The organism is Clostridium septicum (genome assembly GCF_003606265.1).
GTDB classification, from domain to species: domain Bacteria; phylum Bacillota; class Clostridia; order Clostridiales; family Clostridiaceae; genus Clostridium; species Clostridium septicum.
This window is the reverse complement of sequence record NZ_CP023671.1, coordinates 2,667,139-2,688,105: the sequence shown is the minus strand read 5'-3', so window position 1 is coordinate 2,688,105 and position 20,967 is coordinate 2,667,139. Positions and strand designations below refer to the sequence as shown.

The window sequence follows — 20,967 nt, the reverse complement described above, 5'->3', positions numbered from 1 at the left end:
ATTATCAAATTAAATAAGATTACACAGACTATACTTTATTCAGATTTTCTATTTCTTCTCTTTAAAATAACTAATCCTGAAATAACTGCAACAGCTCCTAAAATTACTATTATTGCAGATGAAACTACTGCTCCTGCATTAGGTAAATTACCACCTTTTCCACTATTTTTATTTGTATTGTTATTTACACTATTATTTTCATTTAAATTTCCACTATTAGCTACTTCCTTTACTTCTAATTTATCTACCGCTAAACTTAAACTCTTAGTTACAGAATCTATTTCTTGTTGTGTAGCATTCTTATCTTTTAATACTTTATTAGCTTTATTTAATTCTTTATTAAGAGTTTTTACACTTTCCTTAGTATATTTAGATAAATCCATCTTTTCGATCTTATTAATTAAATCTTCAAGTTTAGACTTGTCTGGAATCAATCTTAATTCCATATATGCTCTTACTAAGTTGTTATAAGCTGTATAAACATTTTCTTGTGTTGCATTTTCATCTGCTAATACATTTTTAGCTACTTCTAATGCTTTCTCAAATTTATTCCAAGTGCTTTCAATATATTCAGCTTTATTTAATCCTTCAACTTTATTTATAAAACTTTCAAGTTGAGACTTGTCTACATTATTTTTAACTAAAGAATCTATAGCTTCTTTTAAACTATTTAAAGCTTTGTCCACTTCATCTTGCATTGCATTTTCATCTGCTATTACAGCTTCTGCTACTATAATTTCCTTTTGTAAATTAGCCCAAGAATCTGAAGTATATTCTTTTTCCACTAAAGCTTTAGCTGAATCTACAAGTACTTGTAATGACTTTTTATCTCCTTTTTTAAATTCAAGCATCCAAATTACATTAGTTAATCTTTTAAAAGAAGCATCTACCTCTACTTCTGTTGCCTTCTCGTTAGCATAAACTTCCTTAGCTTCTTCTAATGCCTTATTAAACTCATTAACAACAGCTGGTACCACATCTTCTAATGCACCTTCTAATATTAGTTCTTCTGCATAGTCTATTGTAATTTTCAATGCTGTTTTATTAACTTCTTCAACCTCTTCATCAATTATTTCATCAACAACAAAGTAGTCAATAATCATGTTATATGCATCATTAGCATTTGGATTTTTTGTTCCAGTATTAGTTATTTTAACTTTATAAGAACCATTTTCTTCAAAGGATTTATTATATATTAAAGCTTGATCTTCCATAGTATTTTTATAACAATCAATATTTACACTTTCTTCAAGAACTTCTTCCCCATCTACTAGTTTATATAAATCTACTTTAACAATACATGTTCCAACAGCTTTACGTCCGTAAATACTAACTTCATTTCCATAAAACTCTAATGATAAATTATCATTTTCAGTAGAAGTTTTTAATTGACTTCCATTTAAAGCTTTTTCTGCATTTAATGTTACAAAACTTCCTTCTTTAACTACAAGTTGATCTTCTGCTTCATAAGTATTAGATCTAGGTAATGGTAACTCACTTCCAACAACTATCTCATCAATTAGTCCATTAAATGAATTTGTTATACTTCCTATACGCTCAAATGGTATAAGTAAAGTTGAAATTGGTCTATTTCCTAAAGTATCAACTAATTTATTATTAACAAATAACATAGTTCTTTCATTTACACTTCCAATTGTTAAGTAGACCCACTCATCATCTGGTAATTCATAATTAAATGAAAAATTATTTCTTTCTCTTGTGAATCCAACTTTACCATTAGCATCAACTGCTTTTATAGCATAATTATCAAATTTTGATGGTGATTCAAATAAAATTTGTTCCCCTTCTGGTGTATTTCCATTCTTCTTAATCCAGAATGAAATTGAATTTGGAAGTCCAACCCTTTTAATTGGTGTCTCTACATAGCTTTCTCCACCATTAAGCTTTAAAGCTTTTCCTTTTTTTCCGGCTTCAAAAGAAACATTTTTCTTTGAAATTGAATTATAGTTATTTCCTGATTTGTCTAGTATTTCTTTTTCTTCAAAACTATACTCTACATAATTAGGAGCATCTGATTTTACAGTATAGTACGGATTAGTATTTGGAGCTGTACCTGTAATTGATGATAATTCATTTAACTCTGCAAAAGTCTTATCTTCTCCATCTCCCCACATTTTTTCAGCTAAAGCTGGAAGGGGCTTATAAAAACGATCAAATATATCATATTCCGATGTCTTCTTATTACGTTTATCTATTTGATCATTCCATATAGCATAAGTAGCCCCTAGCATTTGGTTATCTCCTGCTGGAATATAACTTTTGGCCATTACATTAGGTTCCCAATTATTATATAAGTTTTGTGCATCTAAATAATCTCTATAATAATCTGCTCCTGGAACTGAATATAACTCTGAATCTATAGTATTTATTAAATCATATCCTAATTCGTACATTTCTATTGGATTAGCCCATTCTTTATTCCAGACATTTAATTGAACATCATCAGACCTAACAGGTGTCTCTCCTGTAAGAATACTTAATCCTCCCCACATACGAACAACTCTTCCACTATCTTGAACATGTCCAAGTAAAGCATCTGTAAATACTCTATACTGTTCAGAATTTGTTCTATATTCATCAGTACCTATATGAACTACAGTATCAAGGTCAAATACAGGATTATCTCCAACCATATATTCATTTAGTAATCCTTTAACTAATTCTAACGACCTCGGATTTCCTAAATCTAAATGATCTAAAAGTGGACGTGTAGGTTTATGAGGGCTCCATCCTTCTAAAGCTAAATCTTTAAATACTTTTGTTATTGACAATGAATGTGCTGGAGTATCTATCTCAGGTACTATATTTATAGAAACATCTCTTGCTTCTTTAATAAAATCTCTAAATTCATTCTTAGTATAGAATACATCTGTAGATGTTATTCCTTCCCCCTGATCATTTCTAAGATTAGATTCTAATCTAAATGCAGCATATGCATCAAATGCATCTTCTCTATTAGATTTATCATCATTCATATAATCCTCTAAAAATGCAAAATTATCATTTAAGTGAACTTGTAAGTCATTTAACTTATACCAAGCCATATTTTCTGCAAGCTCTTTAAGTGAAGATAATTCATAAGACTTTCTTGCAACATCTAGCATAAAGCCTCTTACCTTGTATTTTGGATAATCTCTAATAACACCTTGTGGTAATGTAGTTTGATTTTGCTTTAATATTTGTAAAATAGATCTAGTTGCATAAAAAATACCCTGTGCTGATTTTCCTTCAATTTTAACAGAATCATCTATAGTTATTAAGTTACCTTCACTGCAAAGTCCATCATCTGCTGTATCTAATGTTAGGAAGAAGCTATTTGCTACTGCTTCTGTTCCTTCTTCTACTGTAATTTCTTTATTTAAAATATTCTTATAGTCACTTGCAAATTTATTTGCTGTTTTCATTAATTCATTACTATAAGCACTATCTACAATTATCTTTGTATTATCTGAGATTTCAAAATTTCCTTCTGTTCCATGCCATTCAGCTAATTCTGGAATAACTTTTGGTTTTTCATTACCAGTATTACTTTCATACTTGCCTAGAACAACTACATTTAATGGTGAAGTAGTTCTTTCTTCTTCGCCTTTTTTAACCCTAAAGTTCACTTCAACATTTGTATTAACTAAAGGTTCATATATAGTTCCATCTGCTCCTATAATTTGCTCATAATCAGCTCCAACAAATTCTATCTCAAAACCTTCTGGAACTTCTGGCATTGGCATTTTTTTATCACCTTTATTTATTACAGGTGCTGATATATTATTTATAACCTCATCAATAGTATAGCTTGGCTCTACTAATTCCCCTGAATATACTTCTAATTCAAATACTGATACTGTATTCCAAGTTGTGGTTTTATCATTTCCTGCAGTATCCCTTTTTGTAGACGTTTCAGAATAGTTTAAAATACTAAGACGAATGTAACGAGCCACTTCTTCTTGATTTAGAGGAATTACTTGCCTATATTCAGTTGGAGAGTTAGTAAACTCTTTAATAGTTTTCCAATTAGTATCGTCATCACTAATTTCAATTGTATAATTAATTGCATTTTTTCTTTCCCAATCAATTACTATTTCATTAAAATTTTTAACCTCACCTAAATCAATCTTTAACCATTTTTTATTTTCTTCAGTAGGTGATGTTGTGTTACTAGCCCATCTAGATTGGCCTGTAGCTTTTTGATAATCTACTACTCCATCAATGGCTTTTCCAGCTACAAAATCTGCTGTTTCATTATCTGATGATGTTGCTATAACTCCTGGTTCTAATACAATATTCTTCTTTACTAAATTAGTTTCTGCTTTTACACATGTAAAAGAATTTAGCATAAGTATTGTACTTAAAACCACTCCATATAACTTCTTATTATTCATAATCATCTCAATCCCCCCATTTCTATCTTAATAATTAGCTATTTTTTCTTCTCTTTAAAATAACTACTCCTGAAATAACTGCAATAGCTCCTAAAATTACTATTATTGCAGATGAAACTACTGCTCCTGCATTAGGTAAATTACCACCTTTTCCACTATTTTTATTTGTATTGTTATTTACACTATTATTTTCATTTAAATTTCCACTATTAGCTACTTCCTTTACTTCTAATTTATCTACCGCTAAACTTAAACTCTTAGTTACAGAATCTATTTCTTGTTGTGTAGCATTCTTATCTTTTAATACTTTATTAGCTTTATTTAATTCTTTATTAAGAGTTTTTACACTTTCCTTAGTATATTTAGATAAATCCATCTTTTCGATCTTATTAATTAAATCTTCAAGTTTAGACTTATCTGGAATCAACCTTAATTCCATATAAGCTCTTACTAAGCTGTTATAAGCTGTATTAACATTTTCTTGTGTTGCATTTTCATCTGCTAATACATTTTTAGCTACTTCTAATGCTTTCTCAAATTTATTCCAAGTGCTTTCAATATATTCAGCTTTATTTAATCCTTCAACTTTATTTATAAAACTTTCAAGTTGAGACTTGTCTACATTATTTTTAACTAAAGAATCTATAGCTTCTTTTAAACTATTTAAAGCTTTGTCCACTTCATCTTGCATTGCATTTTCATCTGCTATTACAGCTTCTGCTACTATAATTTCCTTTTGTAAATTAGCCCAAGAATCTGAAGTATATTCTTTTTCCACTAAAGCTTTAGCTGAATCTACAAGTACTTGTAATGACTTTTTATCTCCTTTTTTAAATTCAAGCATCCAAATTACATTAGTTAATCTTTTAAAAGAAGCATCTACCTCTACTTCTGTTGCCTTCTCGTTAGCATAAACTTCCTTAGCTTCTTCTAATGCCTTATTAAACTCATTAACAACAGCTGGTACCACATCTTCTAATGCACCTTCTAATATTAGTTCTTCTGCATAGTCTATTGTAATTTTCAATGCTATTTTATTAACTTCTTCAACCTCTTCATCAATTATTTCATCAACAACAAAGTAGTCAATAATCATGTTATATGCATCATTAGCATTTGAATTTTTTGTTCCAGTATTAGTTATTTTAACTTTATAATAACCATTTTCTTCAAAGGATTTATTATATATTAAAGCTTGATCTTCCATAGTATTTTTATAACAATCAATATTTACACTTTCTTCAAGAACTTCTTCCCCATCTACTAGTTTATATAAATCTACTTTAACAATACATGTTCCAACAGCTTTACGTCCATAAATACTAACTTCATTCCCATAAAACTCTAATGATAAATTATCATTTTTAGTTGAAGTTTTTAATTGACTTCCATTTAAAGCTGTTTCTGCATTTAATGTTACAAAACTCCCTTCTTTAACTACAAGTTGATCTTCTGCTTCATAAATTCCGGCTCCAGGCAATTTAGGCCATTCATTTACAGGAGGCTTTTCTGCTTTAATAACATTATAAGTAGCTTGTGCCTTTTTTATTTGATTTTTATATATTGCAGTTACTTCAACTACAACCTCTCCAGAAGTACTTACACTAAGAATATTATTACTAATAATTCCTACTCCACTTACAATGTTGTAATTAACATCTACAATGTCACTAATATCTTTACATGAATCTATTACATAATATGATTTTAATGGTATATTAATAGAATCCTCATAATATGAAATTACATAATTACCATCTTCTATAAAAACATTTTCTAAAGAATCAACATTACAATTAATCTCTTCATTTACTTTAACATTAAATTTGATTACGTTTACAGCTTTAGATGTATTGTTAATATTTTTTACTCTAATTATATAAGTATTATTATCTGAACTTAACTCATTAAAATCTTCTATTACTAACACCTCTGGAGTTTCACTATAAGTATTGATAGTTTTTGACTTTAATACCGTATTTATATCTTCTTTATTAAATACTTCTATTAAAACATCTCCTGCACCTGGACCTGTTTTCAAAGTTGGTATAATTCCATTTCCATTAAATTCATATTCAACATATGCTCCATTTGATTTAGTATATACTAGTGGCTCCTGTTCAAAAGTAGTATTAACCCACTTTGTATTAGATTCTGATGCTGTTTCATGAATAACTTCATTTTGAATAGTGGCATCACTTAAATATTTTTTCACTTCGTTATCTGTTGAATTTATAGTGTAAGATTGCTTAGTTGCTTCATGCCCCTTCCCATTATACGCACCTATATTTATCCTCTCTTTATCTGTATCATATCCAAAGAAATCTAACCCCCCATCATTTTCAATTGGAGTTGCCGCTTCTATTAAAGAAGATTTGCTTTGTAATTTTATTGCTTGTAATAATTCCTCCTTAGGCAATCCAAAAACATTTTTATTCATGAATAATGGATCTACTAATTTTGCATTATTATCTACCGTCACTCCATCTCTATTTGGTTCATTAACACCATAATATACGTTATTATCAAATGTTGAATTAGGACCAAAATCGAAAGGACTAACTCTATTAGCTAAATTAGGATTAGTAAAGTACCAAATATTATTTTTATATTTTACCTCATTTCCTTTAAATACTGGGTGAACATCTTTGTTTGAAATAAATGTATTGTTATATACATTAGCATTTTCAATTTGTGTAGTTGGATCCTTATCTTCACCTACTGCAACAATTTGTGCTACATGATTTCTAAAAGATCCACCATCATTAATACTGACATTGTATCTTATAACATGATTACGATTATATGATTTAGGACGAACATGAAGCATGTAACCTCCCCCAACATTGTCATGAGTATAGTTATATTGAATAATACCATTGCGTGTCATATCATCAAGATTAAAAGCCATTCCGTCATTATAATTTTGTCCATTTTTTACTTCATTATATTGAAACACCATATCATTAGCTCTATCTGCCCAAATTCCGCATCCATATCCTGCTATTGTACTTTGAAAATTATCAATTAAATTTCTTTCTACTAATACTCCGCTAGTATATAAAGGAATAATTCCTGATCTACTAACATGATCAATGCTATTATTACGTATTACAACATTAGTATGACGAAAAGCATCATCATCTAATGTACCTTTAACATTAGTTGTAGTAATTCCATTTGCAGTACAATTACTTATAGTATTATTTTCTATTAAAATATCATTAAATGTTGTTACTTTTTTGGTTTTATCAATGGCTTGTTCAACTACTCCTTTATCATTTTTAGCTTCTGAAAGTCTAGCTGTATATGTTGCTAAGTTAATTCCACCTGTTCTATGAGTTGTTCTAGCTCCTGAAAATAGTTTACTATTATTAGGATTTTCTCCTGGATCAGTTAAGTCAGGAAACATTGGAGTGCCATCTGATTTTGTTGGAACAACAGGATAAATATCATCTTGTCCATTAAAACCCTTTACATCTTTAACTTCGCACCCTCTTATATAAATATGATTAATAACTCCATAATCATATCCTTCAATTCTTATCCCACTCCTATCTGAATCTAAGTTATCCTCTCTACTATTTGTTACACTAATATTATTTATTTCCCAATACTCCTGATTGTATAAATAAATTGCTGATCCAATAGTAGATTCATCCTTCAAATTTACAAAAGGCCCTTGCCAATTTTTTTGTTGTGGTATAAATGTTTTTCCACCAGCATCAATTAATGGCTTATCTTCTCCATGTCCATAGACATCAATTATAATAGGTGATCCATTAGCTCCTGACCCTTTTGGATACAAAGTTCCATAAAATATTGAACCTCTTTTTATTAACAATTTATCTCCTGGTTGAAATAAATGATTGTTTACTTGATCTAATGAATTCCAAGCAGAAATTTCACTAGATCCATCACCATTATCATTTGCATTGGAATCAAGATAATATGTGATTCCCCCTTCCCCAGATTTTAATGTCGCTTTAACAGGTATAACATTCATCAGTATACAACTTAAAACTAAAATTGTTGATACTATAGCCTTAAAGCCTTTTTTCATTTTCCTTGCCCCCTTTTTTACTTTAAAATATTTTGGTAGAGTTGAACTTTTATTAAAACTTAACCCTACATTATAAAATTTTATTACTTATAACTCTAAACTTTTGTATATTTATTAATGTTTTTAAAATCCAGCTGCAACCACTTATGAATTATTTTGCTTATAAGTAATTATTTTATAATAATATTTTATCATCCAATAATTTTATTTAAAACCAATTATTGGAATTTATTTATTTTTTATATTATTTTTTTATGAACTTTTTAAAAAATAGTTTATATTTTAATTTATTTATAATCATATCTCATAAAGCTTTACTTATTATCTCTAAATAGTTTGGGCTATATTTTTTGGACATTTGTCCTTAACTTCTGCCTCACCACTTATTTAAGTAAATTAATATGATATAATTAATATACTTTATTTAACTTGCTTAATTAAGGAGAATTAAAATGAACAACTTACCTTATTTTTTAGATACTTGTCCTGATTATATAAAAGATAAATTTATAAATATCAATTTTAATACCTTTGATAAAATCCTTATACAAAATCAAGTTGCAGACTCTGTGTATATAATAAGAAATGGAAAAGTCAAAGTCTATTCACTAACTCCTACTGGAGTTAAACATCTAGAGAGAACTTATTGTGAAAATGATTTGTTTGGTGAATTAGAACTATTTGTTGAAAAACCTATATTAAACTATGTAGAGGCACTTGAGCCTTGTGAGGCAATTAAAGTTTCTAAAGAATCTTTTTTAGAATGGATTAAACATGATAGTGATTTTTCTTTATATGTACATATACAACTTTCTGAAAAAATGTATCATACTTCTATTAATAGTAAAGCAAATGTTGCTTATCATTTAAAATATAGACTACTGTTCTTTTTATGGAAGTTTTTAAATGAACATAATTTAGATACTGTTCATAAAGACATCTTAGTAGAAGGTGTCGGATCAAATATTAGAAGTGTTAATAGAATTATTAAAGAGTTAGTAAATGAAAACCTTATTGAATATAACAAAGGATTTGTTAAGGTAAAGGACATAAATAAGATTGTTGATACAATTTTCTCCTCTAATAATAATTTATTGAGTATTTAAAAAAAATCTGGAGGTTAAACTATGATTGATAGAAAGTTATTAATAGAAAAGGCTTTTGAAGCTCAAAAATTTTGCTATACACCATATTCAAATTTTCATGTAGGTGCAGCTTTACTTTGCGCTAACGGTGAAATTTACCAAGGATGTAATATAGAAAATGCTGCATATACACCAACTAATTGCGCTGAAAGAACAGCTTTCTTCAAAGCAATTTCTGAAGGTCAAAATGAATTCACTGCTATTGCAATAGTAGGAAATAAAGCAGGTATAAAACAAGGAGAGGGAGATTTCTGTGCCCCTTGCGCTGTATGTAGACAAGTTATGGCTGAGTTTTGCGATTTAAAAAACTTTAAAATAATCATTGCAAAAAGTACAGAAGAATATTTAGAACACACATTAGAAGAACTTTTACCATTAGCCTTTACAGGTAAAAATTTAAAATAGAGTAAAATAAGCCAATGATATTAGAAATATCATTGGCTTATTTTACTCTAAATTTTATGATTAGGTCTAAAAATAACCTTAAAATTCAATAAAAGGGATTACTTTCTATATATCAAAACTTAACTGAATTTCATTATTTTTTTCTTCAAAAGTTTTCATGTATCTAAAGACTTCTTCAACTCCGCAAATAATATTATTTTTCTTACAGGTTTCTTTAATAATTTTCATCAATCTTTCATGATTTTCACTTACTACTTCATAGTTATTCCCATATTGCCTAATGTATTTTTCTTTTAATCCTTTAAAATGCTTATCTAAATTTTTATAATAATATTCTCTATTTCCATCCCTTAATGTTAAGCCAATACCAAATACTATAATGCCTTTAACTTTAGCCTCTATACAATAATCTAATATCCCTCTTATATTTTTCTCTGTATCATTTATGTAAGGTAAAATAGGAGACATCCAAACTACTGTAGGAATTCCGTTGTTCCTCATTATTTTTAGAACCTCAAATCGTTCTTTTGTTGTAGAAACATTTGGCTCAATAATCCTACATAACTTTTCATCATAAGTTGTTAATGTCATCTGCACAACACATTTTCCTTTATTATTTATACTCCTTAACAAATCTAGGTCTCTTAGTATTCTATTTGATTTAGTTTGTATTGCTAATCCAAATCCATACTTTTCAATTATCTCTAAAGATCTTCTTGTATTTTGAAGTTTTTCTTCTAAATGAATATATGGATCACTCATTGAACCAGTTCTAATCATACACTTTTTTCTCTTTTTCTTAAGTATATCCTCTAATAACTTTGATCCATTCATCTTTACCTCTATGTCTTCAAAAGGATGATTCATTCCATAACATATACTTCTGGAGTCGCAATATATACATCCATGAGTGCATCCTCTATAAATATTCATTCCATTATTGCTAGATAGTATCCCCTTTACCATCACCTTATGCATATAATTGTAACTCCCTTCTAATAGTTTTACTCATTAATAATTACTTCAATGAAATATAAATATCAATTTTAGCATTATCAAAATCTGAATTTAAATATTCTTCAAAATCTGCTTTATAACTTCTATCTAAATCCATTTTCCAAATTTCAGTCCAAGCTTCTGCAACTGCCTTTTCTATATGTCCTTCTATAGAAAACTTAGCATATTTTCCTGAAGGAATTTTCTTTATTGTAAGTCCTTCATTTTCCACCTTACTTACTTCATTCCCTACTGTAACTAAATACTTATTATCTTCATAATCTGAATAAAGTCCTATAGCATATTCATTAACCTTATTTTTTATTGATTCATTAATCCCCTCTTGATATAACTTTTCCCAAAGGCCTCCAATTATTTTTGCCATATTAGGATCATCATTACTTGTAGTAGCACTAACTCCTACAATTATTTTTTCTTCTAAATTAACCACTTCATAATTCATATTTATAACCTCCATATATTTGATAAGGTTATTATACTTATCTTAATATGACAACTGTATGTCATATTAATAATAATTAAAAAGAATTTTTTTAATTTTATTTTTTATTTCTTCTCTTATTTCCTGTGGTTCTAAAACTTCACATTCTTCTCCAAATGAAAATATATAACTAAAAATCCATTCACCTTTTGGGTATTCAATAATAGTAATAAAACTACCATCGTCTAATTGTTTAAAATTTTCAAATTCATCATATACTCTATATGCCATTTTAGAAGAAATTTTCATTTTTAAAGTAATAAATTCATCTTTTAAAATATTATCTTCCTTCATTATATTTATTGGCATTTTAATATTAAAATTTTCTTTAGAAATGTATAAATCCTTTATCCTTCTTAATTTAAAGAATCTATAATCATTTCTTATTTTACAATACCCGTACATATACCAGCTTTGTCCTTTAAAATATAATTTTAAAGGGTATACTTGTCTATTAATACTTTCCCCTTTGCCACTCATATAATCAAAGTTAACTATCCTTTTATTTAATATTGCAAATTTAATATTATTAAAAGTTTCTTTTTCCCTTTCTGCATTTCCCCAATTTGAAAAATCAACTTCTATCCAATTAGTATGATTTTCACCTAATATATTATTTAATTTTTTAAGAACCTTTTCCATCTCCACATCATTAAAATTTACAGCATTAACAGCTCTTAGTGATGATAATATTTCTGTCTTTTCTTCTTCTGTTAATATAGCTTTATTTAATATAAATTCTGGTAATATAGATATACCTCCACCTTTTCCTTTACTCATATATACTGGAATTCCTGCTGTAGAAAGTGCTTCAATATCTCTATAAATAGTTCTTTGTGATACTTCTAATCTTTCTGCTAATTCTTTTGCTGTTACACTATTCTTTTCTAAAAGAATATATATAATTTCAAATAATCTATTTGCTTGCATAATCTTTTATTCCCCTCTATTACACACCTCTTATAGTAGTCAATTTTATTAGTTAATATAATATTTCTATAATGTATCCTTTTAGCCTTGTTTTATTTATCTAAACCCTATATTTGTTAATCCTTTATATTAGAATAATTATTACTGCATTGAGCATCATAATAACATATTAATAATAATGAGGTTTTAAAAATGAAAAAAGATAAAAAAATCCTTAAAATTTATTCTACTTTATTATTTGCTTTTATTCTATTATTTACATCTTTAGTATATCCTATAAAAGCTTTAGATAATGTTCGTATTTCACTAGATTCTAATAACAAAGATACTCTACCACAAAACTTTAGAAAAACTACTGATATTTCAAAGGCCAGTGAATTAAAGTCAATAAATTTAACAGGGCTAGATAAATTAAATATTTCCGGAAGTGGCCAATTTACCGAATTTAACCTTCCTTTAATAGTTAAAGCTATTGGTGATAACTTTTCTATAATTGATATAGATTTAAGAGAAGAATCTCATGGTTTTATAAACGGAATTGCAATTAGTTTTTCAAATCCTCATAATAATGTGAATAAAGGCCTTACCCTAAATCAAGTAATAGAACAGGAAAATAGTGATTTAGCATCTATTAAATTAGATACTCCTCTTACCTTGTATAATAATAAGCTAACACTTACTCCAAAGGTAGTTGAAAATGAAGATAAACTTGTTAAATCTAATAATCTAAGCTATCTTAGAATTCCTGTAACAGATGGATCATTACCTAATGATGATATGGTTAATTACTTTGTTGAATTTGTTAAAAATCAACCTAAAAATTCTTGGCTACATTTTCACTGCAAAGCTGGTATAGGTAGGACTACAACCTTTATGATAATGTATGACATTATGAAAAACTGCAACGAAGTAAGCTTAAATGATATTATTTCTCGTCAAGTACTATTATCAGATATTAGTAAAAAGAATGCTGTAGATTTCTATGCTGGAAGAAGGTATGAATTCTTAAATAAGTTTTATAATAAATGTAAAAATAATTAGTAAATACTTTCTTGCATAAAAATACCTATATAAATTTAAAGTATCTTTTGATATCCCTAAGAATTTCGCCACTTGCTCTACTGTGTACATTTCAACACCACCATTTAAATTATAATCTATATTGATACTTTAAATAGATTTTACAGTAAAATTTTACGATTTTATACATACAAAAATCCACGACATTTCTGTCGTGGATTCTACGGTGGAGGCGAGGCATAACCTCCCCCCATTCTCATCTTAGAATCTGTTAAGTTGATATGAAAAAATAGCTTGATTTTTCATAGAATTACTTGCTCTTTGAAAATTATATAAGTTTGAATGTTTTATTGTATGGCAAATAAGCCTACAATAGCATTGATTTTTTGCAGGTTAATCAAAGGTATTAAATTTAATTAAGATGCTGAAAACCAAGAGTTTTTAGCAAAGCTATCGCTGGCGAAGCCGGCAACTTCTGCTGGAGTACAGTTATTTAATGATCCATGTGGTCTAATAAAGTTATAGTGAAAGATAAATAAATATATAAGGTTATTAGCTTTTTGAAAAGAGTTGAATCCTTTCTTGGTTTTATACCAGGCTTTAAATGTTTTATTAAATGATTCAATTAAATTATTATTTGTATCACTAGACATTGGAGCTACAGGAATATGAGTTGTATTGGGCAATAGCGTAGCCACGGCTTCATTATATGAAGGTAATCTATCAGTTATAAAATTAGCTGGTTCACCAAATTTTTTAGCTTCATTTACCAATGCGTATGCTGAATCAGAACTTCTAGATTTAGTTAAATGAAATGCTAAAATAAATCTAGTTTCTGAATCAATAGCTAACCAAAGGTAGTATCTTTCACCATTAATAAATACTACTGTTTCATCAGCGTGCCAATCGTCAGATTGTAAGTTTAAACTAGCTTTAAATTTATCAGCCTTTTGTTTAAAGAAAGGTGCAAATTTATTAGTCCAACTGGCTATCGTGACATGAGATACTTTAATTCCAGAGTTAATCATCAAGAATTGAGAAATGGCTCTTGTTGATGAATTATTTAAAAAATATAGTGTTAATGCAGTTAGTATTACATGTAGCGGAAAACGCATTCCTTTCATTGAAAGGGAACCACTAACTAATTCACTAGAAGCTGTATCAATATTGGTGGTGTGATGTTTTACTATTATGTGATTACACTTCTTGTTATTGCACTTATAGCGATTGTAATGTTTATATGCATGATGTAAGTAAGTTCCCTTACCGCATCTAGGACATTTAGGATTATTTAGTTTAGGACGTCCGTCACCGTCGCCTAGGACGAATTGGCGCTTACACTGCTTACATTGATACTTTTGTTTAGCCTGCTTATTCATACCAAACTTATATAGTTTATCAGAATTACAGCGTGGGCATTTTATATTAGTTTTGCTCATTGTTCTTCTCTCCTTTTCGAAGGGGGTATTATTTAGTCTTGCAAACCTATTGTATTTCCTTGGGTTGAGAAGAGCAATGTTCATATAACTTAACAGATCGTCATCTTACTCCTTAACAAACTCCCTTAATCTAAAGCTTCCTGCTGTTAAAGATGCTATAGACATTAAAAGTATTATTAGTACTGGAATAATTATTTCATTTGTATTTATTATTTTTAGCAACCATGTAAATGGTGATAGTGCGCTAATTCTAGTTATTATTGTTGGAATATTTTCAAATGAATCTAACTCCGCTCCAAAGAATCCTATTCCAAAGGTTGTTATTCCTATAATTACTGTAGCTAGACTTGCTAAAGTTACGTTTTTAATCCATCTTGATACTGCCACAATAATTGCTGTTGTAATTAAGCTACCTAAAAATATAATTAGTATTCCCTGTGGTATATTTTCTTTTGGTATTTTCAGTAAAAATGTTAATATTATAAATGCTGCAGTACTTAAAATTCCTTGTATTATAAATGATGAAACAAATATGCTACCTAAAATTGTTATATCTGAATTTCCAGTTGCTATTGTTCTTCTTAATACTTTTTCTTGTTTAAGCTTTATTACTTCTCCAGTGATAATTGATCCTCCAATCATCATAAAATAGCATATCATTAGCACAGTCATTTTATAGTTATCCTTTTTTGGTACTTCTTCATCATTAATAACTGCTATTGTAGAGTTTTCGCTTAACCCTTGGCTTACTTCTTCTTTTAATATATTAGATATATACTTTGTTATAATATCTTCTGCCATTATTACCCCTGAAGTAGCTTCTGTTCTATAACCTTTAATTTTTGGTACTTCTCCTTTATCTAATGATTCTTTTAAATCGCTATCTATAACATAAATTACTCCTAATTTATTTTCTCTAAGCAAGTTATAATTATCTTCTGCCGATCCTTCTAATTTATCTATTGAATATTTTTCACTTAATCTTTCAATGATTTCATTAGAATATTTTGTATTACTTTTATCTATAACTCCAATATTTCCACCTTCACTTAACCCACCACTATTTATAATTAAAAGCATAACAATAGGAAAAATTAATGTCATTCCCAACATAGAAGGATTTTTCAATTGTCTTCTTATATTAATTAAAACTAACCTTACTAAGCGCATATCTTTTTCCCCCTATTAAAACCTGCTTTTATTATTGACATAGAATATACGATACTTGATATTATAAATATCATTAATATCCATTTCCCACAGCCTTCTAAGTTTCCATTTAAGTTATATAAGGAAAATGCATTATTTAAATAATGTGTTGGAGTTAATAATGCAATTTTATTTCCTTCTCCCATAAATATTTCTCCGCTGATTAATGGCAATGTAAATATTACTCCTCCCATTATCTTTCCATACTTAGCTCCAAATATTGTTGATATAGTTGTTGATATTGATACTACTAAAACAGTTCCTGTTAATATTAATAAAAGTAAATCTAGTAAATTCCCTTTAAAGCTTAAACCTACTAGTCTAAAAAACATTATATATCCTGAAATTATTATAAATACAAAAATTAAAAGTGCCATAGTATCATAAAAAAGATATTGTAATTTTGTAATTGGTGTTGAATTAACTCTTTTTTCTAGATTAATGCTAATATCTGCATAACCTGATTGGATTACTGAAAATATAAGCATAGTTATTACAAACCCTATCATTGATGCTGATAATTTTTCATATGGAGTAGCAGTTTTTACTATGTCTATTGTTGTATTTTCAACTATAGTTTCATCTGAAATTTTTTCTAAATTTTCTATATTTCCTCCACCTATAGATACATATAGATTTTGATGATATTTATCTAAAATTACTTTTAATGTATTAGTGGAAATATTGCTTTCTTCTACCTTTTTATTAATAATAATGTTTCCCTTGCTTAAAGATAAAATTTTATCTTCATATCCTTTTTCTATTTTCAACTCTACTTCTGGCTTTTCATCTACTATACTTACAACCTTTTTCATTTCATCATTTTCTAATAGATTAGTTAAATTTTTAGACATTTCTGTTTTATCTTCATCTATAACTTGAACTTTTAATTGCTTTAATTTTAGCGGATTTTCATGAACTATTCCTTGAAAAAACGCCATAAAGAAAGCAAGTAAAACAGGGAATAAAACAAAATATGATATTGTAACTAATCCATTTGATATCATTCCTTTAAGAGTTGTTTTTATATAATATAATGCTCTCATATATAAATCCTCCCCCTAATCTCTTAAAGTCTTTCCTGTTAATGATAAAAATACATCTTCAAGCTTTACTTCTTCATAACTAATTTTTTTAATATTAACATCAGACTTTTCTATTAAAGAAAGTACATTTGTAAGTTTAAAGTTTGAGCCAATAGTTAATGTGATTTTATTTTCATTTTCTACCACCTTATTAATTCCCTCAGCACTATCTAATTGTCTTAGTATTTCTCCATTTATATTGTTTGCTTCAATAATTACTTTATTATTTGAAAATACTGATGCTTTAATTTCTTCTCTATATCCATAAGCTACTTCTTTTCCTAGATCTATTATAAAAACTCTCTGACAAAGCTCTTCTATCTCTTCCATATAATGAGAAGTATAAATTACTGTAGTTCCCCATTCTTTACCTATATTTTTTATAAAAGAAAATATATGATTTCTTGATTGTGGATCTACACCAACTGTAGGTTCATCTAATATTAAAACCTTTGGATGATGTAAAATAGCTACGGCAATATTTAATCTTCTTTTCATACCTCCTGAAAATTTCTTTACCTTTTGTTTTTTAGTTTCACCTAATCCAGTTACCTTAAGTGCCTCTGCTATTCTTTCTTTTAGAAGTTTACCTTTTAATCCATATAAAGCTCCAAAGAACTCTAGGTTATCATAAGCTGTAAGTTCTTCCATTAAGGCTAATTCCTGAGGTACATATCCTATACATTCTTTTGCTTTAATTGGCTCTTTTAAAATATCATATCCACATATTTTTATTGTTCCATTATCTGGAGTTAGTAAGCTTGTCATTATACTTATTAAAGTTGATTTTCCAGCTCCATTAGGTCCAATAAATCCAAATATCTCTCCTTCTTTTACTTCATAACTAACATTGTCTAAAACTAATTTATCATTAAATCGTTTAGTTATATTTTTCACTTCTATAATACTCATAAAAAAATCCCCCTAAAAATATCTTAATACTATAATAAGATACCTTTAGAGGAATCACTATAACTTAAAGTCATTATATAAATGACTTAAGTCACTATTCCATTTTTAAAAGCAAAAATTGCTATTTGAGTCCTATCTCTAAGCTCTAACTTTGAAAGTATATTAGTAATATTATTTTTTATAGTTCCTTCAGATAAAAATAGTTTTTCAGAAATCTCTTTATTGCTTAATCCTTTAGCTATTAACTTTATTATATTAATTTCTTTTTCTAAAAGCTCATATTTATCTATATCTTTCTTAATTGATACACTACAACCTAACATTTCTATTGCTACATCAGGATGAACTACCATATTACCTTTATAAGCTGTTTTTATTCCTTCATAAATAACATCATGCGAACTATCTTTAAGCATATATCCAAAAGCTCCATATTTCAAAGCTTCTTGAATATATTCTTTATCCTTAAATGTTGTAAGAATTATAACCTTTATCTTTGAAAATTGTTCTTTAATAAGTCTTGTTCCCATAACCCCATTACATTCTTTCATCCTTATATCCATAAGAACAATATCAACATCTGTATTTTTACAAATCTCTAAAGCTTTATATCCATTTTCTGCAAGACCTACAACTTCAATATCATCAAAAATTGAAAGCATTACCTTTAAGCCTTCTCTTATTAATTTTTCATCATCTACAATTAAAAGTTTAATTTTTTCCATTTTATATCTGCACCTCTTTAGGAATTATAACCTTAATAAAAAATCCAGCATTAATCTTAGATTTCATATCAATTATTCCATCTAATTCTTCAACTCTCTCTTTTATACTTTTAAGACCTACTCCACTTTCTACAATTTTATCTGTACCTACTCCATTATCACTAAATGATATTATAAATTCATCATCTGTAAAATTCATAATAACTTTTACCACTGTTGCCTTGCCATGCTTTAATGAATTTGATAAAACTTCTTGAATTATTCTATATAAATGATTACTTTGCTTACTTGTTAAATTCCAATTACTTTTTGATATAACTACTTTAACTTCTACTCCAGACATTCTCTCAAAGTTTTTACATACTTCTTGAAGTCTTAAAACCCCTTGATAATTCTCATATTCATCTGGCTTTAACTCTCTTACAGCTCTCTTTACATCTTGAAAGCTTTCATTAATAAATCCTCTTAAATTTGATGCCATACCTTTTATAGAACTACTTTCTTTATCCGCTATTGCTTCCATTGCTGATAATTGTATCAAAGCAGTAGATAATGTATGTCCAACGCTATCATGAATTTCTCTAGATATTCTATTTCTTTCTTTTAATAAAGTAAGTTCCTCAACTGATTGTAAATATACTTCTAACTCTTTATTAGCTTCTATAAGTTTTTCTTCTGAAACTCTAAGCTTATCATAAAGGTTTTGTGCTTTTACTTTTGTACTATAAAGTCTAGATATATATCTTAAAAGAATAAAAAGCATTCCAAGTAAAACAAAATTAATAATTCCAAGTTGAGCTTTTATACTAAACTCTGGATAAATTCCAAGAATTAAAATTATTATACCTACTATATATCTAAATATTTTATTTTTTAAAGTAAATAAATCTATAGATACTCCTATTAAATAAAAGATAATAGTTCCTCCAAAGATTAATTGTGCAATTGGTATAATTACTAGTTCTATAATTAGAGACATATTAAAATAACTATCTTTTTCTAAATAAAATATTCTTAAGTTATTATTTATAATAAATAATAAGATAAAAACTAATTTTATTATTCTGTTGCTTTCTGATTCAGTAAAAAGCTCAAAAGTTAATATACAAAATGATATATATCTCATTAATAATAATTCTTTACTTTTTATCATATCCATCTCCAAATATATCTTTTATTTGTGTAGTTAATTATTTTCTGCAAAATAATCTATCATCTTTCTTGCAATAGACATCTTGTCTGGAATTTTAGGGAAGTTATCTTTTTTAAACCATCCTGCTTTAACTATTTCTTTACCATCAACCTTTATTTCTCCACTTTCATACTCTGCAAAAAAACCTATCATAAGTGAATTAGGAAATGGCCATATTTGACTATCATAATACTTTATATTTTTTATTTTTATTCCTACTTCTTCAAATACTTCTCTTTTAACACATTCTTCTAGAGATTCTCCTGGATCTACAAAACCAGCTATTATTCCATATTTATTATCTTTAAATCCTTTATTATGTGCTAAAAGTATTTCATCCTCTTTTGTTATTGCAACAATTATTGCCGGGGAAATAACTGGATATGTTACAAAATTACATTTAGTGCATATCTTTGCCTTTTCATCTTCTTTATTTTTTGTTTCTGAACCGCATTTTCCACAAAATTTATGTGTTTTATCCCAATGTATTATTTGATTTGCTCTTCCTGCTATGAAAAATAATTCTTCTTCTAAAATTATTCCAGCTTCGTAAAGACTTATTATTTTTAAGTCTTCATTTATTTCAATATCTTCATTTATTTCAATTCCAAAGCATATACCATCTTTAAATTCACCTAAACAATAGCCCTTATTAAAGTCTAAATTTAAATTTTTAATATCTTTAAAGTAAGGTATTTTCATGTAATCTCCATCTACCTTAACTAGTAATTGTCCATTATTCACTAAAAACCATAGTTCATTGTCATTTCTTTCTATATCTCCATGTACCATTGGTTTAAATTTAAAATATTCGTAATCTTTATTTGTCATATAGTTCTTCCTCTCGTTTTATATTCTATTAAATCCTATTATATCAAAATTTTCTTAAGGTTTATTCCTTATTTTATCCGTTAAATCTCCCATAAAGATTAATAAAAAAATCCTAG

General features: G+C 27.6%; 15 protein-coding genes. 3 read left to right on the top strand and 12 right to left on the bottom strand.

The annotated features are described in order from the left end of the window. Positions 1-35: 35 nt before the first annotated feature. Positions 36-4,403, bottom strand: coding sequence for a family 20 glycosylhydrolase (locus CP523_RS12375; RefSeq protein WP_120140915.1), 4,368 nt, complete (start codon positions 4,401-4,403; stop codon positions 36-38). A 28-nt stretch (positions 4,404-4,431) separates the two neighbouring features. Beyond that, positions 4,432-8,460, bottom strand: a complete 4,029-nt coding sequence (locus CP523_RS12370) for a right-handed parallel beta-helix repeat-containing protein (protein ID WP_120140914.1) — start codon at positions 8,458-8,460, stop codon at positions 4,432-4,434. Positions 8,461-8,912: 452 nt separating this feature from the next. Here CP523_RS12370 and CP523_RS12365 point away from each other — a divergent pair, with 452 nt between their 5' ends. Continuing rightward, complete coding sequence (locus tag CP523_RS12365; protein ID WP_066675363.1) at positions 8,913-9,566, top strand: Crp/Fnr family transcriptional regulator; 654 nt, start codon at positions 8,913-8,915, stop codon at positions 9,564-9,566. 21 nt (positions 9,567-9,587) lie between these two features. Then, on the top strand, positions 9,588-10,010 hold the full coding sequence (locus CP523_RS12360; protein ID WP_066675365.1) for a cytidine deaminase: 423 nt from the start codon (positions 9,588-9,590) through the stop codon (positions 10,008-10,010). A 105-nt stretch (positions 10,011-10,115) separates the two neighbouring features. On the opposite strand, the gene CP523_RS12355 is transcribed toward CP523_RS12360, so the two are convergent. From CP523_RS12355 to CP523_RS12345, 3 genes are all read right to left on the bottom strand, one after another. Next, positions 10,116-10,988, bottom strand: coding sequence for an SPL family radical SAM protein (locus tag CP523_RS12355; RefSeq protein WP_066675367.1), 873 nt, complete (start codon positions 10,986-10,988; stop codon positions 10,116-10,118). A 40-nt stretch (positions 10,989-11,028) separates the two neighbouring features. Beyond that, positions 11,029-11,469: a GyrI-like domain-containing protein gene (locus CP523_RS12350; protein ID WP_120140913.1), complete on the bottom strand. Its 441-nt coding sequence runs from the start codon at positions 11,467-11,469 to the stop codon at positions 11,029-11,031. Between the two features lie 66 nt (positions 11,470-11,535). Further along, on the bottom strand, positions 11,536-12,438 hold the full coding sequence (locus CP523_RS12345) for a helix-turn-helix transcriptional regulator (RefSeq protein ID WP_066675375.1): 903 nt from the start codon (positions 12,436-12,438) through the stop codon (positions 11,536-11,538). A gap of 192 nt (positions 12,439-12,630) precedes the next feature. Between CP523_RS12345 and CP523_RS12340 the strand changes: the two genes are divergently transcribed. Beyond that, the gene (locus CP523_RS12340; RefSeq protein WP_066675377.1) at positions 12,631-13,479 is read left to right on the top strand and encodes a fused DSP-PTPase phosphatase/NAD kinase-like protein; all 849 of its coding nucleotides are present in this window, start codon (positions 12,631-12,633) and stop codon (positions 13,477-13,479) included. A 395-nt stretch (positions 13,480-13,874) separates the two neighbouring features. On the opposite strand, the gene CP523_RS12335 is transcribed toward CP523_RS12340, so the two are convergent. From CP523_RS12335 to nudC, 7 genes are all read right to left on the bottom strand, one after another. Further along, positions 13,875-14,897 (bottom strand): IS6 family transposase, encoded by a 1,023-nt coding sequence (locus CP523_RS12335; protein ID WP_120140473.1) that lies wholly within the window; start codon positions 14,895-14,897, stop codon positions 13,875-13,877. Between the two features lie 105 nt (positions 14,898-15,002). After that, a complete protein-coding gene (locus CP523_RS12330; protein WP_120140912.1) occupies positions 15,003-16,067 on the bottom strand; it encodes an ABC transporter permease in 1,065 nt (354 codons plus the stop codon). Further along, complete coding sequence (locus CP523_RS12325; protein WP_120140911.1) at positions 16,058-17,152, bottom strand: ABC transporter permease; 1,095 nt, start codon at positions 17,150-17,152, stop codon at positions 16,058-16,060. Before CP523_RS12325 ends, CP523_RS12330 begins: the two co-directional genes overlap by 10 nt. 15 nt (positions 17,153-17,167) lie before the next feature. Beyond that, complete coding sequence (locus CP523_RS12320) at positions 17,168-18,103, bottom strand: ABC transporter ATP-binding protein (RefSeq protein WP_066673610.1); 936 nt, start codon at positions 18,101-18,103, stop codon at positions 17,168-17,170. A gap of 86 nt (positions 18,104-18,189) precedes the next feature. After that, positions 18,190-18,828, bottom strand: coding sequence for a response regulator transcription factor (locus CP523_RS12315; protein ID WP_066673608.1), 639 nt, complete (start codon positions 18,826-18,828; stop codon positions 18,190-18,192). Between the two features lies 1 nt (position 18,829). After that, entirely contained in the window at positions 18,830-19,981 is a 1,152-nt protein-coding gene (locus CP523_RS12310) for a sensor histidine kinase (RefSeq protein ID WP_120140910.1), read from the bottom strand. Between the two features lie 33 nt (positions 19,982-20,014). After that, complete coding sequence (gene nudC, locus CP523_RS12305; protein WP_322746249.1) at positions 20,015-20,851, bottom strand: NAD(+) diphosphatase; 837 nt, start codon at positions 20,849-20,851, stop codon at positions 20,015-20,017. Positions 20,852-20,967: the final 116 nt, after the last annotated feature.